This window comes from Streptomyces humi (genome assembly GCF_001005085.2).
In the GTDB taxonomy this organism is placed as follows: Bacteria; Actinomycetota; Actinomycetes; order Streptomycetales; family Streptomycetaceae; genus Streptomyces; species Streptomyces humi.
In genome coordinates this window covers 22,867-40,150 of the sequence record NZ_LBMU02000020.1, presented here as the reverse complement: position 1 = coordinate 40,150, position 17,284 = coordinate 22,867, and the positions used below count along the sequence as shown (strand labels likewise).

The 17,284-nt window shown below is 73.8% G+C and carries 15 protein-coding genes and 1 pseudogene; 2 read left to right on the top strand and 14 right to left on the bottom strand.

What is annotated here, in order from left to right; all coding sequences use genetic code 11:
• Nucleotides 1-336 (top strand): annotated as a pseudogene (locus AAW13_RS45795) (hypothetical protein); the annotation flags it as partial.
• Nucleotides 329-2,383, top strand: coding sequence for an NACHT domain-containing protein (locus tag AAW13_RS07510; RefSeq protein ID WP_052768783.1), 2,055 nt, complete (start codon nucleotides 329-331; stop codon nucleotides 2,381-2,383). The pseudogene AAW13_RS45795 and the gene AAW13_RS07510, both read left to right, overlap by 8 nt.
• Here AAW13_RS07510 and AAW13_RS45790 read toward each other — a convergent pair.
• The 14 genes from AAW13_RS45790 to AAW13_RS07445 all read right to left on the bottom strand — a co-directional run bounded on the left by AAW13_RS45790 (nucleotide 2,368) and on the right by AAW13_RS07445 (nucleotide 17,250).
• Nucleotides 2,368-2,505 (bottom strand): hypothetical protein, encoded by a 138-nt coding sequence (locus tag AAW13_RS45790; protein ID WP_167391687.1) that lies wholly within the window; start codon nucleotides 2,503-2,505, stop codon nucleotides 2,368-2,370. The genes AAW13_RS07510 and AAW13_RS45790 overlap by 16 nt on opposite strands.
• Before the next feature lie 106 nt (nucleotides 2,506-2,611).
• Nucleotides 2,612-3,817, bottom strand: coding sequence for a cytochrome P450 (locus AAW13_RS07505; protein WP_046734748.1), 1,206 nt, complete (start codon nucleotides 3,815-3,817; stop codon nucleotides 2,612-2,614).
• A 112-nt stretch (nucleotides 3,818-3,929) separates the two neighbouring features.
• Entirely contained in the window at nucleotides 3,930-4,772 is an 843-nt protein-coding gene (locus AAW13_RS07500) for an MHYT domain-containing protein (RefSeq protein WP_063777124.1), read from the bottom strand.
• 292 nt (nucleotides 4,773-5,064) lie between these two features.
• On the bottom strand, nucleotides 5,065-5,739 hold the full coding sequence (locus AAW13_RS07495) for a response regulator (protein WP_046734749.1): 675 nt from the start codon (nucleotides 5,737-5,739) through the stop codon (nucleotides 5,065-5,067).
• Complete coding sequence (locus AAW13_RS07490) at nucleotides 5,736-7,097, bottom strand: sensor histidine kinase (protein WP_240528555.1); 1,362 nt, start codon at nucleotides 7,095-7,097, stop codon at nucleotides 5,736-5,738. The genes AAW13_RS07495 and AAW13_RS07490 overlap by 4 nt, the downstream gene beginning before the upstream one ends.
• A gap of 126 nt (nucleotides 7,098-7,223) precedes the next feature.
• Nucleotides 7,224-7,910 carry a response regulator transcription factor gene (locus AAW13_RS07485; RefSeq protein WP_046734750.1) on the bottom strand — a complete coding sequence of 229 codons (687 nt, stop codon included), beginning with the start codon at nucleotides 7,908-7,910 and terminating at the stop codon, nucleotides 7,224-7,226.
• Entirely contained in the window at nucleotides 7,907-9,292 is a 1,386-nt protein-coding gene (locus tag AAW13_RS07480; protein ID WP_046734751.1) for a sensor histidine kinase, read from the bottom strand. The genes AAW13_RS07485 and AAW13_RS07480 overlap by 4 nt, the downstream gene beginning before the upstream one ends.
• A 10-nt stretch (nucleotides 9,293-9,302) precedes the next feature.
• Complete coding sequence (locus tag AAW13_RS07475) at nucleotides 9,303-10,508, bottom strand: acyltransferase family protein (RefSeq protein WP_046734752.1); 1,206 nt, start codon at nucleotides 10,506-10,508, stop codon at nucleotides 9,303-9,305.
• A complete protein-coding gene (locus AAW13_RS07470) occupies nucleotides 10,501-11,496 on the bottom strand; it encodes an alpha/beta hydrolase (RefSeq protein WP_079178734.1) in 996 nt (331 codons plus the stop codon). The genes AAW13_RS07475 and AAW13_RS07470 overlap by 8 nt, the downstream gene beginning before the upstream one ends.
• A gap of 551 nt (nucleotides 11,497-12,047) precedes the next feature.
• Nucleotides 12,048-12,923 carry an alpha/beta hydrolase gene (locus AAW13_RS07465; RefSeq protein ID WP_046732604.1) on the bottom strand — a complete coding sequence of 292 codons (876 nt, stop codon included), beginning with the start codon at nucleotides 12,921-12,923 and terminating at the stop codon, nucleotides 12,048-12,050.
• A 213-nt stretch (nucleotides 12,924-13,136) separates the two neighbouring features.
• Complete coding sequence (gene kynU / locus AAW13_RS07460) at nucleotides 13,137-14,354, bottom strand: kynureninase (protein ID WP_046732605.1); 1,218 nt, start codon at nucleotides 14,352-14,354, stop codon at nucleotides 13,137-13,139.
• A complete protein-coding gene (locus tag AAW13_RS07455; RefSeq protein WP_046732606.1) occupies nucleotides 14,347-15,186 on the bottom strand; it encodes a tryptophan 2,3-dioxygenase family protein in 840 nt (279 codons plus the stop codon). Before AAW13_RS07455 ends, kynU begins: the two co-directional genes overlap by 8 nt.
• 148 nt (nucleotides 15,187-15,334) lie before the next feature.
• Nucleotides 15,335-15,748, bottom strand: a complete 414-nt coding sequence (locus AAW13_RS07450; RefSeq protein ID WP_046732607.1) for a DUF3151 domain-containing protein — start codon at nucleotides 15,746-15,748, stop codon at nucleotides 15,335-15,337.
• Nucleotides 15,749-15,804: 56 nt separating this feature from the next.
• Complete coding sequence (locus AAW13_RS07445; RefSeq protein WP_046732608.1) at nucleotides 15,805-17,250, bottom strand: MFS transporter; 1,446 nt, start codon at nucleotides 17,248-17,250, stop codon at nucleotides 15,805-15,807.
• Between the last annotated feature and the right edge of the window lie 34 nt (nucleotides 17,251-17,284).

Sequence of the window (17,284 nt, the reverse complement as noted above, 5' to 3'; positions counted from 1 at the left end):
GGTGGGTCCGGGGCGGGGGTGGGAGGCGGGTCCGGGTCGGGTTCCGGGGGCGGTGGGACCCCGGGTGCTCCCCGGAGCGGGGGCTCGCGCGGTGCCCCTGCCGGGGCCCCGGTCACCCCGAGCGGTACGGCGTCCGCCTCGCCGTCCGCGTCGGCCGCCGGGGGCGGTGCGCCGACCTTCTCCGTACCGAAGGCCGACTCCGACGACCGCACCCGCGCGCAGGACCGCACCGCCGTCCCCGCACCGCTGCGCGCGGCGGTCGCGGTGCTGGTCGTGGCCGGGGCCGCGATCGGCAGCGCGATGTGGTTCCGGCGGCGCCGGGGTGACGATGGCTGAGCGCGCGACGGGCGGCGGCGAACGGCGTGCGCCCGACGTCGTCAACGCACACCAGCACGGCAGCGGGACACAGGTCGTCGCCAGTTCCATCGGCGTGGTGAACATCGGCGCCGGCAGGCCCCCGCAGGACGAACTGGCCGCGAGCGTCCTGCTGCGCCGCCGGGACGAGCAGGCCCAGCTGGGCATCCGGGACCGCCGTCGGATCCAGGTGCGCTGGACACCCCCCGACGACGAGCAGCTGGCCACCGACCACCCGGAACTCGTCTGGGGCGACGGTCCCGCGCGGGACCTGACCGGGAACCTGGACGAGATCGCCGAGGTCTACGAGCGGATCCCGACGGGCCGGCTGGTGGTGCTGGGCAGAGCCGGCTCGGGGAAGAGCATGCTGGGCGCCCAGTTCGTGCTGCGGTGGCTGGAGAAGCGCTCCGCCGGCGCGCCGGTCTCGGAGATCTTCAGCCTCGGGTCGTGGAACCCGGCCGAGGTGGAGCTGGCCCACTGGCTGAGCGACCAGTTGAGCCGCGACCGGCCCTGGCTGGCCGCCGCCCACCCCGACGGGGGGATGACACTGGCCGAGAGGCTGGTGAGCGAGCGGCTGGTCCTGCCCGTCCTGGACGGCTTCGACGAGATCCCGGAGGGTCTCCGCGACGACGCGCGGAAGAAGCTCTCGGCCACCTGGCTGCCGTACGTCCTCACCAGCCGCTACGACGAGTACCGGAAGGCGGTCGAGGACACCACGGGTCTACAGGGTGCCGCCGTCGTGGTGCTGGCGGACCTTCCCCCGGACGACTCGGTGCGCTACCTGCGGTTCAGCAGCCCCCAGGGCGCCGCCGCCGGTTGGGACACGGTGCTGGCCGACATGCGGGACAACCCCGAAGGACCGCTGCGGAAGGCGCTGTCCACCCCGTTGATGGTCGCCCTGGCCGCCGCCGTCCACGGCGAGCGCGGCACGAGCGGCCCGGAGACGCTGCTGGACAGCGCGGAGTTCCCGACTCCGGAGCGCCTCGAACGGCACCTGCTCACCGCGTTCCTCCCTTCTGTGTACCGGCGTCCGTCGCAGGCCCGGCGGGCCCGGCGCTGGCTCGCCCACCTCGCCGACGACCTGAGGCGGCGCGAGACTCCGACACCCGACCTGGCCTGGTGGGAGCTCGGTACGACGCTGCCGCTCCGGCAGCGCACCGCGGTGATCGCGTTCCTCGCCGGGCTGTCCTTCGCCGTCGTCACCGCCGTCGGGAACATCCCCGTCGACCTGGTCGCCACCTCGCACGGGCTCGGGTTCGCCCTCCGGCGCGGGCTGGTCGTCGGCACCCTGCACGGGCTGCTGCTGGGCGCGGCCTGCGGCTTCATCTACCACCGGGCCAGCGGCAACGACGCCCTGAAACCGTCCCCGATCGAGATCACGCTGCGCCGTGACGCCGGGCGGCGGCTGCGGGAGGGGCTGTCGAGCAGGATCGCCGTGGGTTCACTGGTCGCGCTGGCGGGTGCGGTCGCGATCGTCGCCGTGGACCGGTCCGTCGTGCCGTGGCTGGGGCTCGACGACGGGCTCGGCGGCGGACTGGTGTCCGCGGCCCAGTTGCCGCTCATCTTCGGGCTCGGGACCGGTCTCGTGCTGGCGGTCACGGCCTGGCTGGAGGCGCCCGTCGACGTGGACAGGTCCGCGAGCTGCGTGGACCTGCTGCGGATGAACCGCAGGAACGTCCACGCCCACATCGCCGTCTGGGCGCTGGTGTTCGGTTTCATCGCCTGGTTCGGCGGCAGCTTCACCGAGACCCCGCTGCGCAGCCTCCAGCTGGGTCTGGTCTTCGGCATCGAGGGGGCGTTCGGCGGCGGCCTCGGGTACGGGCTCTGTCTGACCGCGTGGGGGCAGTGGATCGCGCTGGCCCGGATCTGGCTGCCGCTGACCGGACGGCTGCCCTGGCGGCTGGTCGCGTTCCTTGAGGACGCCTGTGAGCGCAGGGCGCTGCGGCGGGCGGGAGCGGTGTACCAGTTCCGGCACGCGCGGTTGCAGGACCACCTGGCCGAGAACCCCGGGACTCAGCCCCGGCCCTGACGGGGCGTCTCGCCGGGCGCCCCGGTTCCGCCGAACAGCTCGTCCCGGCGCACCCGCAGGCTCTCCGTCAGGAGCGCGATCTCCCCGACCACGAACTCGAAGAACGCGAGCGTCTCCGCCATCCGGTGTCCTGCGGGGGTGGGTGCCTCCCTTCGCGGGCAGGCACCAGCGTGACGAAGCAGCCGCGCCCCTCACCCGGAATCTGCCGGTGATCATCCGGGCGGGTGATCACCCCACTTCCACGCGCAGCTCCTCCAACCCCCTGATCACGAAGTTCGGCTTCCGCTCCGGCTCCGCCGCCAGGGTCAGCGTCGGGGCGCGTTCCAGCAGGGCCGTCATGGACGCGGCCAGTTCGATGCGGGCCAGCGGGGCGCCGATGCAGTAGTGGATGCCGGCGCTGAAGGAGATGTGCGGGTTGTCGCGGCGGGTGAGGTCGAGGCGGTCGGGGGCCTCGAACACCGCCGCGTCGTGGTTGGCGGAGCCGAAGAGCATGGCGATCTCGGCGCCGCGCGGGATCGTGGTCCCGTCGATCTCGATCTCGTCGAGCACCCAGCGCTCGAAGAGCTGGAGCGGGGTGTCGTAGCGCATCAACTCCTCGATCGCGGGAGGGATCAGGGAGTGGTCGGCGCGCAGGGCGGCGAGCTGGGCGGGGTTGCGGAAGAGGGCGTACCACCCGTTGACGGTGGCGTTGACGGTCGCCTCGTGACCGGCGTTGAGGAGCAGGACGGCGGTGGAGATCATCTCCTGCTCGGTGAGCCGGTCGTCCTCGTCGTGCGCCTCGATGAGCCCGGAGATCAGGTCGTCGCCGGGTGCCGCGCGCCGTTCGGCGATCAGCTCCCGCAGGTACGCGGAGAACTCGACGGACGCCCGGACCGCCTTCGCCGCGGTGTCCTCGGACGGGTTCAGCTCGTACATCCCGCAGATATCCGCCGACCAGGGCCGCAGCGGGGCGCGGTCCGCCTCCGGGATGCCCAGCATCTCGGCGATGACGGCGACGGGGAGGGGCTCGGCGACATCGGTGAGCAGGTCACCGCCGCCCGCGCCGACCAGCCGGTCCACCAGCTCGCCGGCGAGCTTCGCCACGTACGGTTTGAGCCGCTCGACCGTGCGCGGGGTGAACGCCTTCGACACCAGGCGCCGGATGCGGGTGTGGTCCGGCGGTTCGAGGTCGAGCATGCCGTGGTCGTTGAGCGTGCGGAACGGCTCGTGCTCCGGCGGCGGCGCGGTCCGCCCGAAGTCCTCGTGCGTGAACCGGTGCTGGTACGTCCGCCCCAGCCGCCGGTCCCGCAGCAGCGCCGACACGTCGGCGTGGTGCGGGACCAGCCACTGGTCGGTGGGCTCGAAGTACTGCACCCGGCCCCGGGCGCGGAGCTCGGCGTAGGAGGGGTACGGGTCGGCCAGGAAGTCCGGGTCCCAGGGGTCGAAGGCTGTCATGGACGGACGTTAGACCGCAGGCCCCCCTCCTGACCAGGGGTGTCTCAGGGCTCGCCGCTCAGCCGCCGCTGCCCGGCCTCCGCACCGGCCGGGCACGGTTCGACGACTCGGGTCAGGGCAGGTACCGCCGGTCCGCCAGGGGCTGTGGGCGGTCGGTCGGGGGCCAGGGCTGCTGCTGGGGCACGGGGGCGGCGGGGGCCGGGGCGGCCCGGTCGCTCCGGCCGCCCACCACCTCCGGGTCGAACATGACGATCGCGGCGGCCAGGACCAGGGCCGCCACCGGGCCGGCCAGCATGACCAGGAGGAAGGCGAGCAGGCTCGTCGAGGAGTGGCCGCCCGCCTGTGCCTGGGCCACGTGGACGCTCACCGCGGACATGCCGGTGTAGTGCATGGTCGAGACGGCCGCGCCCATCACCAGGCCGGCGCCGACGGTCGCCCACACCGCGCTGATCGACACCGCCGCCCAGAGCGCGGCCGTCGCGGCGACCACGGCGACCACCACGGAGAGGACGACGAGCGCGGTGTCGTAGTGCACGGTGCCGCCGGTGTCCATCGCGGTCATGCCGAGGTAGTGCATCGCCGCCACGCCCAGGCCGGTGACGACGCCCGCGGTGCCCAGCGTGACGGGACCCGAGCCCCGGTAGCCGACCAGGAAGACGCCGACGGCGACCACCGCGATGCAGACGAACAGGCTCAGCACCGTCCGGCCGGTGTCGTAACTGACCAGGGCTCCGTCCACGCTGAAGCCGATCATCGCGATGAAGTGCATGGTCCAGATGCCGCAGCCGAGGGACACCGCGCCCAGGGCCAGCCAGCCGAATCGTTTCTCCCCAGACCCCCGGCCGATCGAGCGGGTCGTGCAGCGCAGCGCGAGTACCGCGCCCAGGCACGCCATGAGGTAGGCGACTGTCGGGGTGACCAGGCCGTAGTGGAACTCGGACACGTCAGCGGTCATCGCGGCAACTTTCTTCACGCGAAGCAGGGGCGGGAAAGGCGGAGAAGGGGCGCACAAGGGGACGGCGACGACTCGCCGCCGGGGGAACGGGAGTCGGCCAAGAAGGCATGAGGGGACGGGGGTGACCGGAATCGGCCACCCGGCCGGTTTCCTTCATCATTCAAACACAACTTGAGCACACCGTGTCCACACCTGTACCGCCCGCGATCGAATCGCAACAACGCCTGTGCACTTGGCATGTGCGCCCGCCGACCCGCTCCTTCGTGCGCCGACCCGTCGACCCGCCGACCCGCTACTTCGGCGTCACCAGCCGCGCCTCGTACGCGAACACCGCCGCCTGCGTGCGGTCCCTGAGACCCAGCTTCACCAGGATCCGGCTGACATGGGTCTTGATGGTCGACTCGGCCACCACCAGGCGTTCCGCCATCTCCGCGTTGGACAGGCCCTGGGCGATGAGGACCAGGACCTCCGTCTCGCGGTCGGTGAGGTCGCCATGGGCCGCGTGCGCCGTGGACATCAAGCGCGGAGTGTCGGAGAGTCTGGAGAACTCCGTGATCAGGCGCCTGGTGACCGAGGGGGCCAGCAGGGCCTCGCCGGCGGCCACCACCCGGACACCGTCGGCGAGTTGGCGGGCCGAGGCGTCCTTGAGGAGGAAGCCGGAGGCCCCGGCGCGCAACGCCTGGTAGACGTACTCGTCGAGGTCGAAGGTGGTCAGGACGAGGACCCTGGACGTGGTGTCGGCGGCGACGATCTCGCGCGTCGCCTCGATGCCGTTCAGCTCGGGCATGCGGATGTCCATCAGTACCACGTCGGGGACGAGTTCACGGACCCGGTCCACCGCCTCCCGGCCGTTGACCGCCTCACCGACGACCTCGATGTCCGGCATCGCGTTCAGCAGGACCGAGAAGCCCTCGCGCACCATCATCTGGTCGTCGGCGATCAGTACGCGGATGGTGCGGTCGGTCATGCGTCACCTTCGCGGGTGGTCTCGACGGGGAGGAACACCGTCACCTCGTAGCCTCCCGCGGCCGTCGGGGCCGCCGTCATCTCGCCGTTGAGCATGGAGACCCGCTCCCGCATCCCGGTGATGCCGTGGCCGGCGCCCGGGGACGGTGCGACCAGGGCGGCCCGCGGCGGCGGTTCGTTGACCACACGCAGGCCCAGACCGCCGATGACGTAGCCGATCTCGACGCGTGCGCTCGCTCCCGGCGCATGGCGCAGGGTGTTGCTCAGCGCCTCCTGGACGATCCGGTACGCCGACAGCTCCACGCCCTGCGGCAGTTCACGCACCGCGCCGGTCACCCCCTTGTCGACGGTCAGCCCCGCCCCCCGGACGTTGTCCAGCAGCCCGTCCAGGTCGGCGAGGGTGGGCTGCGGGGCGTCCGGCACCTCGTAGTCCTCGGCGCGGACCACGCCCAGCACCCGGCGCAGTTCGGTGAGCGCCGCCACCGCGTTCTCCCGGATGGTGACGAACGCCTTCTCCAGCTCCGGCGGCGGGTTCTCCACCCGGTAGGGGGCGGCCTCCGCCTGGATGGCGACGACGGACATGTGGTGGGCCACCACGTCGTGCAGTTCGCGGGCGATCGTCGTGCGCTCCTCGAGGAGCGTGCGCCGGGACCGCTCATGAGCCGTCTGCGTCTGCTGCGCGGTCACCGTCTGCTCGGCCTCCCGGCGGATCTGCCGGACCGTGACCGCCAGCAGGACTATCGCGGAGACGACCAGCATCGAGCCGACGTCGTTGTCGTAGTGGCCCCCGCCCAGGGCCGAGACGCTCACGAAACCGTAGAACGCGGTGACCGCCCACATCCAGGCCGCCGTTCGCGGACGGGTACGGATCGCGACGACCGTGAGCACCGTCAGATGGGAGACGAAGCTGCCCGGTGCCCACGGCCAGCTGTCCCAGGCGCTGTTCAGCAGCGTGTCGGCCCAGCCCGCGGCGAGCGACAGCCAGAAGGCGCCGACCGGACGCGCCAGCGTGAGCAGTACCGGTGCCACGACGAGCAGCCCGGACAGCAGGCCGAACGCCGAACCCACCGGGCGGTCCGCGGCGGTCACCAGCAGCGCCAGCACACCGGCCGCGGCGACCACCAGGTGCGGGGCGAAGACCGCGTGCTGCCGCCATCGCACGGGCAGGCGGCGGACGAACGGCCGGTCCGGGCTCAGCCTGGGCAACGGCCGGTAGGCGAAGGCGTCCGTGAACAGGTCCTGCCGCAACCTGCCCAGGGCGTCCAGCACCGCCCGGACCTCCGGGCTGCGCGGCTTGTACGGTTCGAACGCGCCGTCCGGCGGCTGCGGCGGCATCGGCTGCGAGGTCGTCTCGGTCACGTACCCGACCGTAGGCGGAGGTGGGGGTGGCCGTCGTCACCAGTGAGGTGGGTCCTCGGGCATCCTTCTCAGGTACTACGGACCGGGCGGGGCGGCGACGAGCGGCCGGTGCCGGAACCCCGCCCGTCAGTAACCGGAGGGCCGTACCAGCCCCGACTCGTACGCGAACACCGCCGCCTGCGTACGGTCCCTGAGGCCCAGCTTCACCAGGATGCGGCCCACGTGCGTCTTCACGGTCTGCTCGGCGACGACCAGGCGCTCGGCGATCTCCGCGTTCGACAGACCCTGCGCGATCAGCGCCAGCACCTCCGTCTCGCGCTCGGTCAGCTCGCCGACCCGCGCCTTCAGCGGGGCCCGCACCCCGCCGCCGTCCAGCCGGGAGAACCGGTTGATCAGCCGCCGGGTGATGCCGGGCGCCAGCAGCGCGTCGCCGGCGGCCACCACCCGGACCGCCTCGGCGAGCTTGTCCGCGGACGCGTCCTTGAGCAGGAACCCGGACGCGCCGGAGCGCAACGCCTCGTACACGTACTCGTCCAGGTCGAAGGTGGTGAGCACCAGCACCCTGATGTGCGGGTGTGCACCGACGATCCGGCGGGTCGCCTCGATGCCGCCCAGCTCGGGCATGCGGATGTCCATGAGCACGACGTCCGGGGCGAGTTCGGCGACCTTGGCCACCGCGTCCAGGCCGTCCACGGCCTGGCCGACCACCTCGATGCCGGGCTGGGCGTTCAGCAGCACGGTGAAGCCCTGCCGGACCATCTGCTGGTCGTCGGCGATGACCACGCGGATTCGATCGCCACTGCTGCTCGTCATACGCGGTCGTCCTTCGGATCGGGGGCACGGTCCGTGCCGGTGGTGAGGTCCGCGGAGGGCCGGGGGAACAGGCCGGTGCGGGGCTCGGTGGCCGGGAGTTCCGCGAAGACCCGGTAGCCGCCGTCCGCCCGGGCTGCCGCCGTCAGCGACCCGCCGAGCATCGCGGCGCGTTCCCGCATCCCGAGCAGTCCGTGCCCGGCGCCCGGTGACGGCGGCGCGGGCCGGGTCGGCCGGGAGTTCGCGACGGACACCAGGAGTCCGTGGGGGAGGTACTCGATCTCGACATGGGCGCTCGCCCCGGGTGCGTGCCGCAGCACGTTGCTCAGCGCCTCCTGCACGATCCGGTACGCCGACAGCTCCACGCCCGACGGCATCGGGCGCCGCTCGCCGTCGATCCGGACGGTGACGTCCAGTCCGGCCGCCCTGGTGTTCTCGACCAGCGCGTCCAGCCGGTCCAGGGTGGGCTGCGGGCTGTGCGGGCCGGTGCCGGGGCCGCCGGGCGCGTCCTCGTCGGGGCCCTCGGAGCGCAGGACGCCCAGCACCCGGCGCAGTTCGGTCAGCGCCTCCAGCGCGTTGTCCCGGATGCCTTCGAGGTTCTCGCGCAGTTCGTCCGACGGGTTCTCCACCAGGTGCGGGGCGACCTGCGCCTGGATGGAGATGACCGACATGTGGTGGGCCACCACGTCGTGCAGCTCGCGCGCGATCCGGCTGCGCTCCTCCAGCAGGGTGCGCCGGGACCGCTCCTCCTCGGTGAGCGAGGCCTGCCGTCCCAGCTCCGCGCGCGCCTCGCGGCGGCCGCGCAACGCCGTGCCGAGCGCCACGACGACCACGGACAGGACGACGGTCACCACCGAGGTGGACTGGTGCGGCGGCGCACCCCAGACACCGTCGAGGAACCAGGTGACCAGGACGGTCACGGCCAGCGCCTCGACCGCCGCCCGCACCCGGACCCGCAGCGCGAGCAGCAGCAGGACCAGCAGCTGCGCGATCATCCCGGCCACGGTCCAGGGCCACGTGAACAGCACCACCGGTGTCGTGCCCAGCCGGCCGCGCAACGCGACGGCACCCGCCAGCATGCCCCCGGTCGACAGCCACCACGCCGGGACGGGCCGCCACATCGCGAGGAGCACGGCGCCGCCCGCGGCGAACCCGAACAGCGAGGCGAGGCCCGCGCCCAGGTGCCCGTTGTGCTGGAACTGCGCCACGCCGCCGATGGTGATGCCGACCGCCGCCACGCACAGCACGCCGTGCGGCAGCCAGCGCAGCCACACGGAAGGGGGCAGCGGGTCCAGGCGGGCGGTGCACAGGTCGTCGCGGAGTACCCGCAGCCACCGCAGCGGGCGGCCGGTCCGCTCCGGCCGCCGGGTCCCCGTCTCCGTCACGGCGCTCAGCCTAGACACGGCGGGCCCCGGCCGGTGCCGCCCGGTCCGACGAGTGCCGCGTCCTGACGACGCGCGAACGGGTCCGGGGGCGGCGGTGTTCGTACCCGTGGAACGCGGCCCAGCAGACGCCGAGCACCAGGGCGAAGGCCGGCAGCCAGAGCAGCCGGGCCGCGACCCAGGCGAGGCCGTCGGGAGGGGTGTGCAGGCCGGGGAGGCGGCCGAACGGGAGGCCGACGGCCGTGGTCGCCATCATGGCCGTCTGGTGCCAGAGGAAGATGGTCATCGCGGAGAGGTTCACGAAGGCCACCGCGGCCCAGGCGAGGGGGCGGCGCATCGCGCGGCGCAGCGGCTCGCGCAGCAGCAGGGCCACGCCGCACTGGGCCAGGCCGAAGGTGACGGCGGCCAGCGTGGGCGGGTCCAGATTGGAGACGGCCGCGCCGGGGACGCCGACCATCGACGCCGGGTAGTGCGCCCACGCGACGAGGCCGGCCGTGGCCGCCGCACCGCCGATCAGCAGGGTGAGTCCCGCGCGCGGACGGTCCAGTTCGCCGCGGGTCCAGGCGGCGCCCAGGGAGTACGGCACCAGCCAGCCGGCCGCCAGGTTCACCCAGCCGACGGCGGGCGGGGCGCCGAGGCCGAAACGGAGCAGGTCCACATGGAGGACGACGGCCAGCGGCCACAAGGGGTTGAGCCGGGCGACGAGCGGGGTCGCCGCCGTCAGCGCCGCGAAGACCAGCAGGAACCAGAGCGGGGACAGGGCGAGTTTGGCGAGGGTGCGGACGGTGGTGAGGTCGGCGCCGGACAGGAGCAGGGCGGTGGTCGCGAGCGTCCACAGGACGAGCAGCGCGGCGACCGGCCCGAAGAGCCTGGACAGACGGGACGTCAGCCAGCGGTGGTAGGGGGTGCCCTGAGCCCGGGCGGCCTCGTGGCTGCGGGCGGCGACCTGACCGCCGACCAGGAAGAACACGGCGAGGGTCTGGAACAGCCAGGAGACCGGAGCGAGCCGGGGCAGGTGCTGGAGGGGGCTGCTGGTGCGCAGTCGGCCGCCGTCCGCCACCAGCGCCGTGACCAGCCAGTGGCCCAGGACCACACCGAGCACGGCGAACGCGCGCAGGGCGTCCACGGCCCGGTCCCGGTCCGGCGGGGTGGCGGCGTCGACGCGGTGGGCGAGGCGGCGTACGCGGTCGGGGAGGCGGGGTGTCGGCGGCTTACGCACGGGTGACCTCCGTTGTCTCGCCGAGGACGATCCGGGTGAGGTTGGCCAGGGAGGCCGAGCCCGGGGTGAAGTAGGCGCTGTGGCCGCCGGGGCCCGCCGCGAAGACGCGGGCCCCGAAGGAGGGGGAGACGGGGTCGGTGCCGAAGCCGACGGCCGTGCCGAAGAGGTCGGCGTGGACGTGCGGGACCTCGGCTATCCAGTCGTCCGCTCCCCGGGCCGCCCAGACGCGGGCGGACGTGTGCAGGGCCGCGGCCGAGTCGGCGCCGGTGCCGGGGCTGCCGACCAGGGCGATGTCGGTGACGCCGAGGCCGGTGAGGGTGGGGGCGGCGCGGGCGCAGACGACCGTGCCGTAGGAGTGGCAGAGGAGGGAGACGGCCACCGGACCGGGAGCGGTGAGGGTGCGCAGCTCACGGAGGAACGCGCGCAGGCGCGGGGCCGCCCGGTCGGCCCGCGCGGTGGTGAGGACCGTGGTGCTGATCGTGGCCGGGGCCCGGTAGCCGAGCCAGGCGACGACCGCGGCGCGGGTGCCGCCGGGCGCCTCGTGGGTGAGGCGCCGGTACAGGGACGCGGCGGCCGTGTGGAAGCGGGTGTAGGTGTCGAGGGTGGTGTCCGAGCCGGGGACCAGGACGGCGACGCGTGTCGCCCGCGCCAGGTCGCCGAGGACCTCGGTGACCTGGCCGTCGCCGCGGGCGTCGAAGCGGAGCAGGTGCCGGGTGGGGGACGCGAGGGCGCGGTCGGCGGCGGCGCGGGAGGGATCGCCGTGCGCGGCGGCCATCCGGGCGGCCTCGGCGGCGTTTTCACGGTTGGCGTCGTAGGCGCCGGCGAGGGCGGCCGGGGTGAGGCGGGCGGGGAGCGTGGCGGGCGGCGGGGCGGGGATCCCGGGCCGGGCGGCGGCGGAGAGGGGAAGAACCACGGCGACGGCGACAAGACCGCCGAGCAGAACCCGCCCCACCCGCCCGAACCGCCGCCCACCTTCACGCCGCCCCACGCCCCCGCGCCAGGCGCCGTCTCCCCGCAAGTCCGCACACCCGGCGCCGACTTCAGCCGAGCCCGCGCCTCCACACCGACCGCCGTCCCCACGCCCGGCGCCGTCTCCACACAAGTCCGCACACCCGGCGCCGTCTCCAGCCGAGCCCGCGTCTCCACACCGATCGCCGTCCCCACGCCCGGCGCCGTCCCCACGCCCGGCGCCGTCCCCACGGCAGGCGCCGTCCCCACGCCCGGCGCCGTCCCCACGCGAGTCCGCAAGCCCGGCGCCGTCTTCACGCAAGGCCGTGTTCTCGTGCCGGTGCTGGATCTGGTGTCGTCGGTGCGGTCGGTTCCGCTCCTCCGTCGCCGCCGTCATGGTCGGTCCCCCCGTCCGGTCGCCCGGCCACCGGGCTTGCCTGAACGGGAAGTTACGGAGCGGGCCGTGTCGTTCGCGTCCCGCCTGAGAACTCACCTGCGAGGTAGCTCTCAGGTACTACGGGTAGGGGGAGGGAGGAGTCAGGGTCGACGTCTCACCGGCCCGAGCGGGCCCGCGAGACCGACCGGCGGTGCTCAGTAGGCCAGTTGGGCGATCTCCTCCGCCACCACCGCGCACGCGTCCGCCGCCGGGTCGATCAGGGGGAAGTGGCCGACCTCCTCCAGCAGCGTCAGGCCCACCACCTCGCCCGCCTTGGCCGCCGCGTCCGCGTAGGACTCGGCGACCGCCTGCGGTACGACCACGTCCGTGCGGCCCTGGACCAGGGTCGTCGCGATGCCGGTGGGCAGCAGCAGCGCCGGGTCGGCATAGCGCTGCCGGTCGGTGAAGTGGTCGTTGCCGCCGAGCAGTTGGAGCGCGGCGTGGCCGCAGACCTCCAGCTTCTCCGCCATCGCGAAGTCCGCGATCGGCGCCAGCGCCACCACACCCCGCAGCAGCGCGGGCGCCGGGGTGCGCCACCCGGCGTCGGCGGGCAGGACGTGCCGCGCCGCCGCCCACAGGGCCAGGTGGCCGCCCGCCGAGTGACCGGTGAGGACCGTCCGGCGCAGGTCCGCCTGGGGCAGTGCCTCGCGGGTCAGCGCCGGCAGCGCGTCCAGCGCCGCGGCCACGTCATCGAAGGTGTCCGGCCAGCGGCCGGCGACCGGCGCCGTACCGCCCTGCGCGGGCAGCGTCGCACCGCGCCGGTACTCGACGTTGGCCACCGCGAAGCCCCGCCGGGCCAGGTAGTCGGCGAAGGGGGTGATGTGGCCGCGGTCGTACGGCGCCCGCCACGCGCCCCCGTGCACCACCACGACCAGCGGCGCCGACGGCCCGCCGGCCCGCGGGGCGTAGAAGTCGATCACCTGGTCGGGGTGGTCGCCGTAGGCCGCCGTGGCGTCGGGCGCGACCTGCGGGTGCGAGAAGGCCGACTCCTCCTCGGCGGCGGCCCGTGCGGCTGCGGCGTCGTCCGGCATGCTCCAACCTCTCAACGACGATGGGGACACCTCCCGGGCTTTCGGCACTGCGGGAGACGTCGACGGACCAGGTGGGGAGATCGGCCGTTGGCCGGGACGGTATCAGGCCGGTGACGTGCGGGGACACGTGGATGTCACGCACGGTGAGGATTGAACGGTTCTGTACCGTCCCGGCAGTTTCCGCCGGGGTCGTCGTATCCCTATGTCGACCCCTCAGGGCCGCCGCACGACCTCCCCCAGCACCCGTGCCGCCCGCTCCACGTCCGCGAAACCGACGTACAGCGGGGTGAAGCCGAAGCGGAGGACGTCGGGGTGCCGGAAGTCCCCGACCACGCCCCGCTCGATCAGCCGGCGCATCACGTCCCCGGCGTCGGGGCAGCGCAGCGCGATCTGGCTGCCGCGCTCCTCGTGCGCCACCGGGGTCACGCAGTCGACGCGGCCGGCCGGCAGGTACGCCTCGACGCACTCCAGGAAGAAGTCCGTCAGGGCGAGGGACTTGGCGCGCACGGCGTCGACCGTGACGCCCTCCCAGACCTCCAGCGCGGCCTCCAGGGCCAGCATGGAGAGGATGTCCGGGGTGCCGACCCGGCCCCGTACCGCGCCCGCGGCCGGTTCGTACTCCGGTCGCATCCCGAAGGGCTCGGTGTGCGAGTTCCAGCCGGGCAGCGGGGAGTCGAAGCTGTCCTGCAACCCCTGCCGCACGTACAGGTACGCCGGTGAACCCGGGCCGCCGTTCAGGTACTTGTAGGTGCAGCCGACCGCGAGGTCCACCCCGTGCTCGTCGAGGCCGACCGGCAGCGCGCCCGCGCTGTGGCACAGGTCCCAGACGGACACCGCGCCGGCCGCGCGGACCGCGGCGGTGAGGGCGGGCAGGTCGTGCAGCCGGCCCGTGCGGTAGTCGACGTGGTTCAGCAGCACGGCGGCGGTACGGCCGCCCAGCGCCGCGGGCACCTCCGCCGGTGTCACCGGCCGCAGCACGCACCCCGTCAGCCGGGCCGCCGACTCGGCGATGTAACCGTCGGTGGGGAAGGTGGTCGCGTCGACGAGGATCTCGTCGCGGCCCTCCCCCGCGAGCCGTACGGCACCGACAAGTGCCTTGAACACGTTGACACTTGTGGAGTCGCCGACCACGATCTGCCCGGCCGCGGCACCGACCAGCGGGGCGATCCGGTCGCCGATCCGCTCCGGCGCCGTCCACCAGCCGCTCTCGTCCCAGGACCGGATGCGCAGTTCGCCCCACTGCCGTCGTACGACGTCCTCGACCCGGCCGGGTACGTGCGCGGGCAGCGCGCCCAGCGAGTTGCCGTCGAGGTAGACGCCCGCGGCGCCGGCCGCGTGATCGGACGCCGTGTCGAGGACGAAGCGTTCCCGGACGCCGGCCAGTTCGTCCGCCGCGTCCGCCTTCTCCGCCCGCAGCACCTGCTCAGACATGGGACCTCGCCGTCCACAGCTCGGGGAACACGTTCTTGCGGGCGCGCTTCTCCAGCCAGGCGACGCCGGCCGAGCCGCCGGTGCCGGGCTTGGCACCCATGGCACGGCGGGTGGCGACCAGGTGGTCGTTGCGCCAGCGCCAGACGAGTTCGGCGACGTCCGTCAGCGCCTCGCCGAGGCGCGCGAGGTCGGCGTCCTCGGCACCGGAGTAGACGGCCGTCCAGGCCGCCTCCACGGCGTCGTCGGACTCGTAGCGCCGGGACACGTCACGCCGCAGCACCGCGTCCGGTACGGCGTGGCCGCGGCGCGCGAGCAGCCGTACCACCTCGTCGTACAGGCTCGGCTCGTGCAGGGCCTTCTCCAGTTCCGCGTGGACGCGGGGCGCGCCGCGGTGCGGGACGAGCATGGACGCGGACTTCTCGCCGAGCAGGAACTCCATCCGCCGGTACATCGCCGACTGGAAACCGGAGCCCTCGCCGAGGGCGGAACGGTAGGAGTTGAACTGGGCGGGGGTGAGCTGGCCGAGCGGCTTCCAGGAGGCGTTCAGCGCCTCCAGTTCCCGGGTGGAACGCTTCAGCGCGGCGATCGCGGTGGGGATGTCGTCGCCGCGCACGGCCGCCGCGGCCGTCTCCCACTCGTGCACGATGACGGTGAACCACAGCTCCATCACCTGGGTCGTGACCAGGAAGACCATCTCTCCGGGATCGTCGGAGAGGGTGTGCTGGAGGTGGGTGAGGACATCGGCCCTGACGTAGTCCTCGTACGGCGTGGTGCCGGCGAAGTCGAGATGCGGGGTCTCGGGCTCGTGGTGTTCGAGAGCCTCTTGGGACATCGCTGTCTCCTGTTGTACTCCGGGTAGCGGTCCGCCCCTGCCGATGCCGACACGGGGGCCCCGGTCCCCACCCGCATCTTCCGCAACGTACCCCGCACACGGCAAGGCCCGCCCCTTGCGGGACGGGCCACACCGCCGAACGGATGGCTCAGCCGAGCGTCTGCGCCGCGGTCGGCGAGGAGTCCTTCAGGAACTGCGCGCAGCGCTCGTACTCCTCCTGCTCGCCGATCGCCTGCGCGGCGCGGGCGAGCGCGTGCAGGGCCCGCAGGAAGCCGCGGTTGGGCTCGTGCTCCCACGGCACCGGGCCGTGCCCCTTCCAGCCGTTGCGGCGCAGCGCGTCCAGACCGCGGTGGTAGCCGGTGCGGGCGTAGGCGTACGACTCGACGACCGACCCGCGCTCGAACGCGTCGTCGGCCAGCCGGGCCCAGGCGAGCGAGGAGGTGGGGTACTTCGCGGCGACGTCCGCGGGGGCGGTGCCCTGCGCCAGCAGCTCGCGGGGGGCGGGCTCGTCGGGGAGGTGGGTCGGGGGCGGGCCGCCGAGGAGGTTTTCGTGGATGCTCATGGGTCCAGTCTGCGGGATCCGGCGCGGCGCGCCGGAAGCGGCCGCGGCCGCCCGCGTCAGAGGTGGCCCTCCGCCTCCAGCGGCGGGGTCGTGATGTTGCCGTGGGTACGGCACTCCGGGCGTACGCAGCCCGGGGCGGGCCGGCGGACCAGCGCGAACGCCAAGACGGAGCCCACCACCAGTACGCCGGCGCAGATCGGCATCGCCCGGTCGAAGGCCGCGTCGAAGGCGGTCGCCGACCGGTAGGCCTCGGGGCCCATCCCGGCGAGCAGCGGCAGCCCCGCCACCGCGATCAGGCCCGCCGACCGGGCCGCCGCGTTGTTGATGCCGCTGGCGATGCCTGCGCGGGCGGTGGACACGGAGGCGAGGACGGTCGCGGTGAGCGGGGCCACCAGGGTGACCATGCCGGCGCCCATGACGAGGACCGCGGGCAGCACGTCCGTCAGGTAGTCCGCGTGCTCGCCCACCCGCAGCATCAGCAGCATCGCCGCGGCGCACAGCAGCGGACCGACGGTGAGCGGGATCCGGGGGCCGATCCTGTCCGCGAGCGCGCCCGAGCGGGCCGACAGGAACAGCATCAGGACCGTCGACGGCAGCAGGGCCGTACCGGCGGCCAGGGCCGAGTAGCCCGCCACCACCTGGAGTTGCAGCGCGGTCAGGAAGAAGAAGCCGCTGAAGGCCGCGTACACGCACAGGGTGACGATGTTGACCGCCGTGAACTGGCGGGAGGCGAAGATGTCCAGCGGCAGCATCGGGTCCCGGCGCCGCTTCTCGACCCGCACGAAGGCCACCGCGGTCCCGACACCGGCGACGGCCACCACGACGCCGGTCACCCCGCCCTCGATCAGCGCGTACGTCACCAGGCCGAGGGCGAGCGCGCCCAGCACCGCGCCGAGGACGTCGAAGCGGCCGTGGGGGCTGCTGTCGGTGGACTCGGGGACGTGGCGCAGCGCGACCGGGACGCAGATCAGGGCCAGCGGCACGTTGAGGAGGAAGACCCAGCGCCAGCCGGGGCCGTCCACCAGCCAGCCGCCCAGGAACGGGCCGACGGCCGCGCCGATACCGCCGAAGCCGGACCACAGGCCGACCGCCCGCGCCCGGTCGTCGGGGTGGAACGAGGCCTGGATGAGGGCGAGCGAACCGGGGGTGAGCAGCGCGCCGCCGATGCCCTGGAGGGCGCGGGCGCCGATCAGCACGGCGTCGGTCGGGGCCAGACCGCACATCAGGGACGCGGCGGCGAACCAGACCACGCCCGTCACGAACACCTTCCGGCGGCCGTACCGGTCGCCGAGCGAGCCGCCGAGCAGGATCAGTCCGGCCAGCGTCAGCATGTACGCGTTGACCGTCCACTGGAGCGCGGACAGGCTCGCGTCCAGGTCCTCGCCGATGCGGGGCAGGGCGACGTTGACGACCGTCGAGTCCAGCATCGCCATGCTGGAGCCGAGGACCGTGGTGAGCAGGATCCACTTGCCCTGCGATGAGGCGAGCCGGACGTCGGGCATGGTCCAGGTATACAGCGGACCCGGCGCCGTAGAC

Coding starts and splice junctions, on each gene's coding strand:
- AAW13_RS07505 (WP_046734748.1), bottom strand. CDS start 3,817: ATGACAGCCTTCGACCCCTGGGACCCGGACTTCCTGGCCGACCCGTAC.
- AAW13_RS07450 (WP_046732607.1), bottom strand. CDS start 15,748: ATGAGCATCCACGAAAACCTCCTCGGCGGCCCGCCCCCGACCCACCTC.
- kynU (WP_046732605.1), bottom strand. CDS start 14,354: ATGTCTGAGCAGGTGCTGCGGGCGGAGAAGGCGGACGCGGCGGACGAA.
- AAW13_RS07510 (WP_052768783.1), top strand. CDS start 329: ATGGCTGAGCGCGCGACGGGCGGCGGCGAACGGCGTGCGCCCGACGTC.
- AAW13_RS07465 (WP_046732604.1), bottom strand. CDS start 12,923: ATGCCGGACGACGCCGCAGCCGCACGGGCCGCCGCCGAGGAGGAGTCG.
- AAW13_RS07495 (WP_046734749.1), bottom strand. CDS start 5,739: ATGACCGACCGCACCATCCGCGTACTGATCGCCGACGACCAGATGATG.
- AAW13_RS07485 (WP_046734750.1), bottom strand. CDS start 7,910: ATGACGAGCAGCAGTGGCGATCGAATCCGCGTGGTCATCGCCGACGAC.
- AAW13_RS07500 (WP_063777124.1), bottom strand. CDS start 4,772: ATGACCGCTGACGTGTCCGAGTTCCACTACGGCCTGGTCACCCCGACA.
- AAW13_RS45790 (WP_167391687.1), bottom strand. CDS start 2,505: ATGGCGGAGACGCTCGCGTTCTTCGAGTTCGTGGTCGGGGAGATCGCG.
- AAW13_RS07445 (WP_046732608.1), bottom strand. CDS start 17,250: ATGCCCGACGTCCGGCTCGCCTCATCGCAGGGCAAGTGGATCCTGCTC.
- AAW13_RS07455 (WP_046732606.1), bottom strand. CDS start 15,186: ATGTCCCAAGAGGCTCTCGAACACCACGAGCCCGAGACCCCGCATCTC.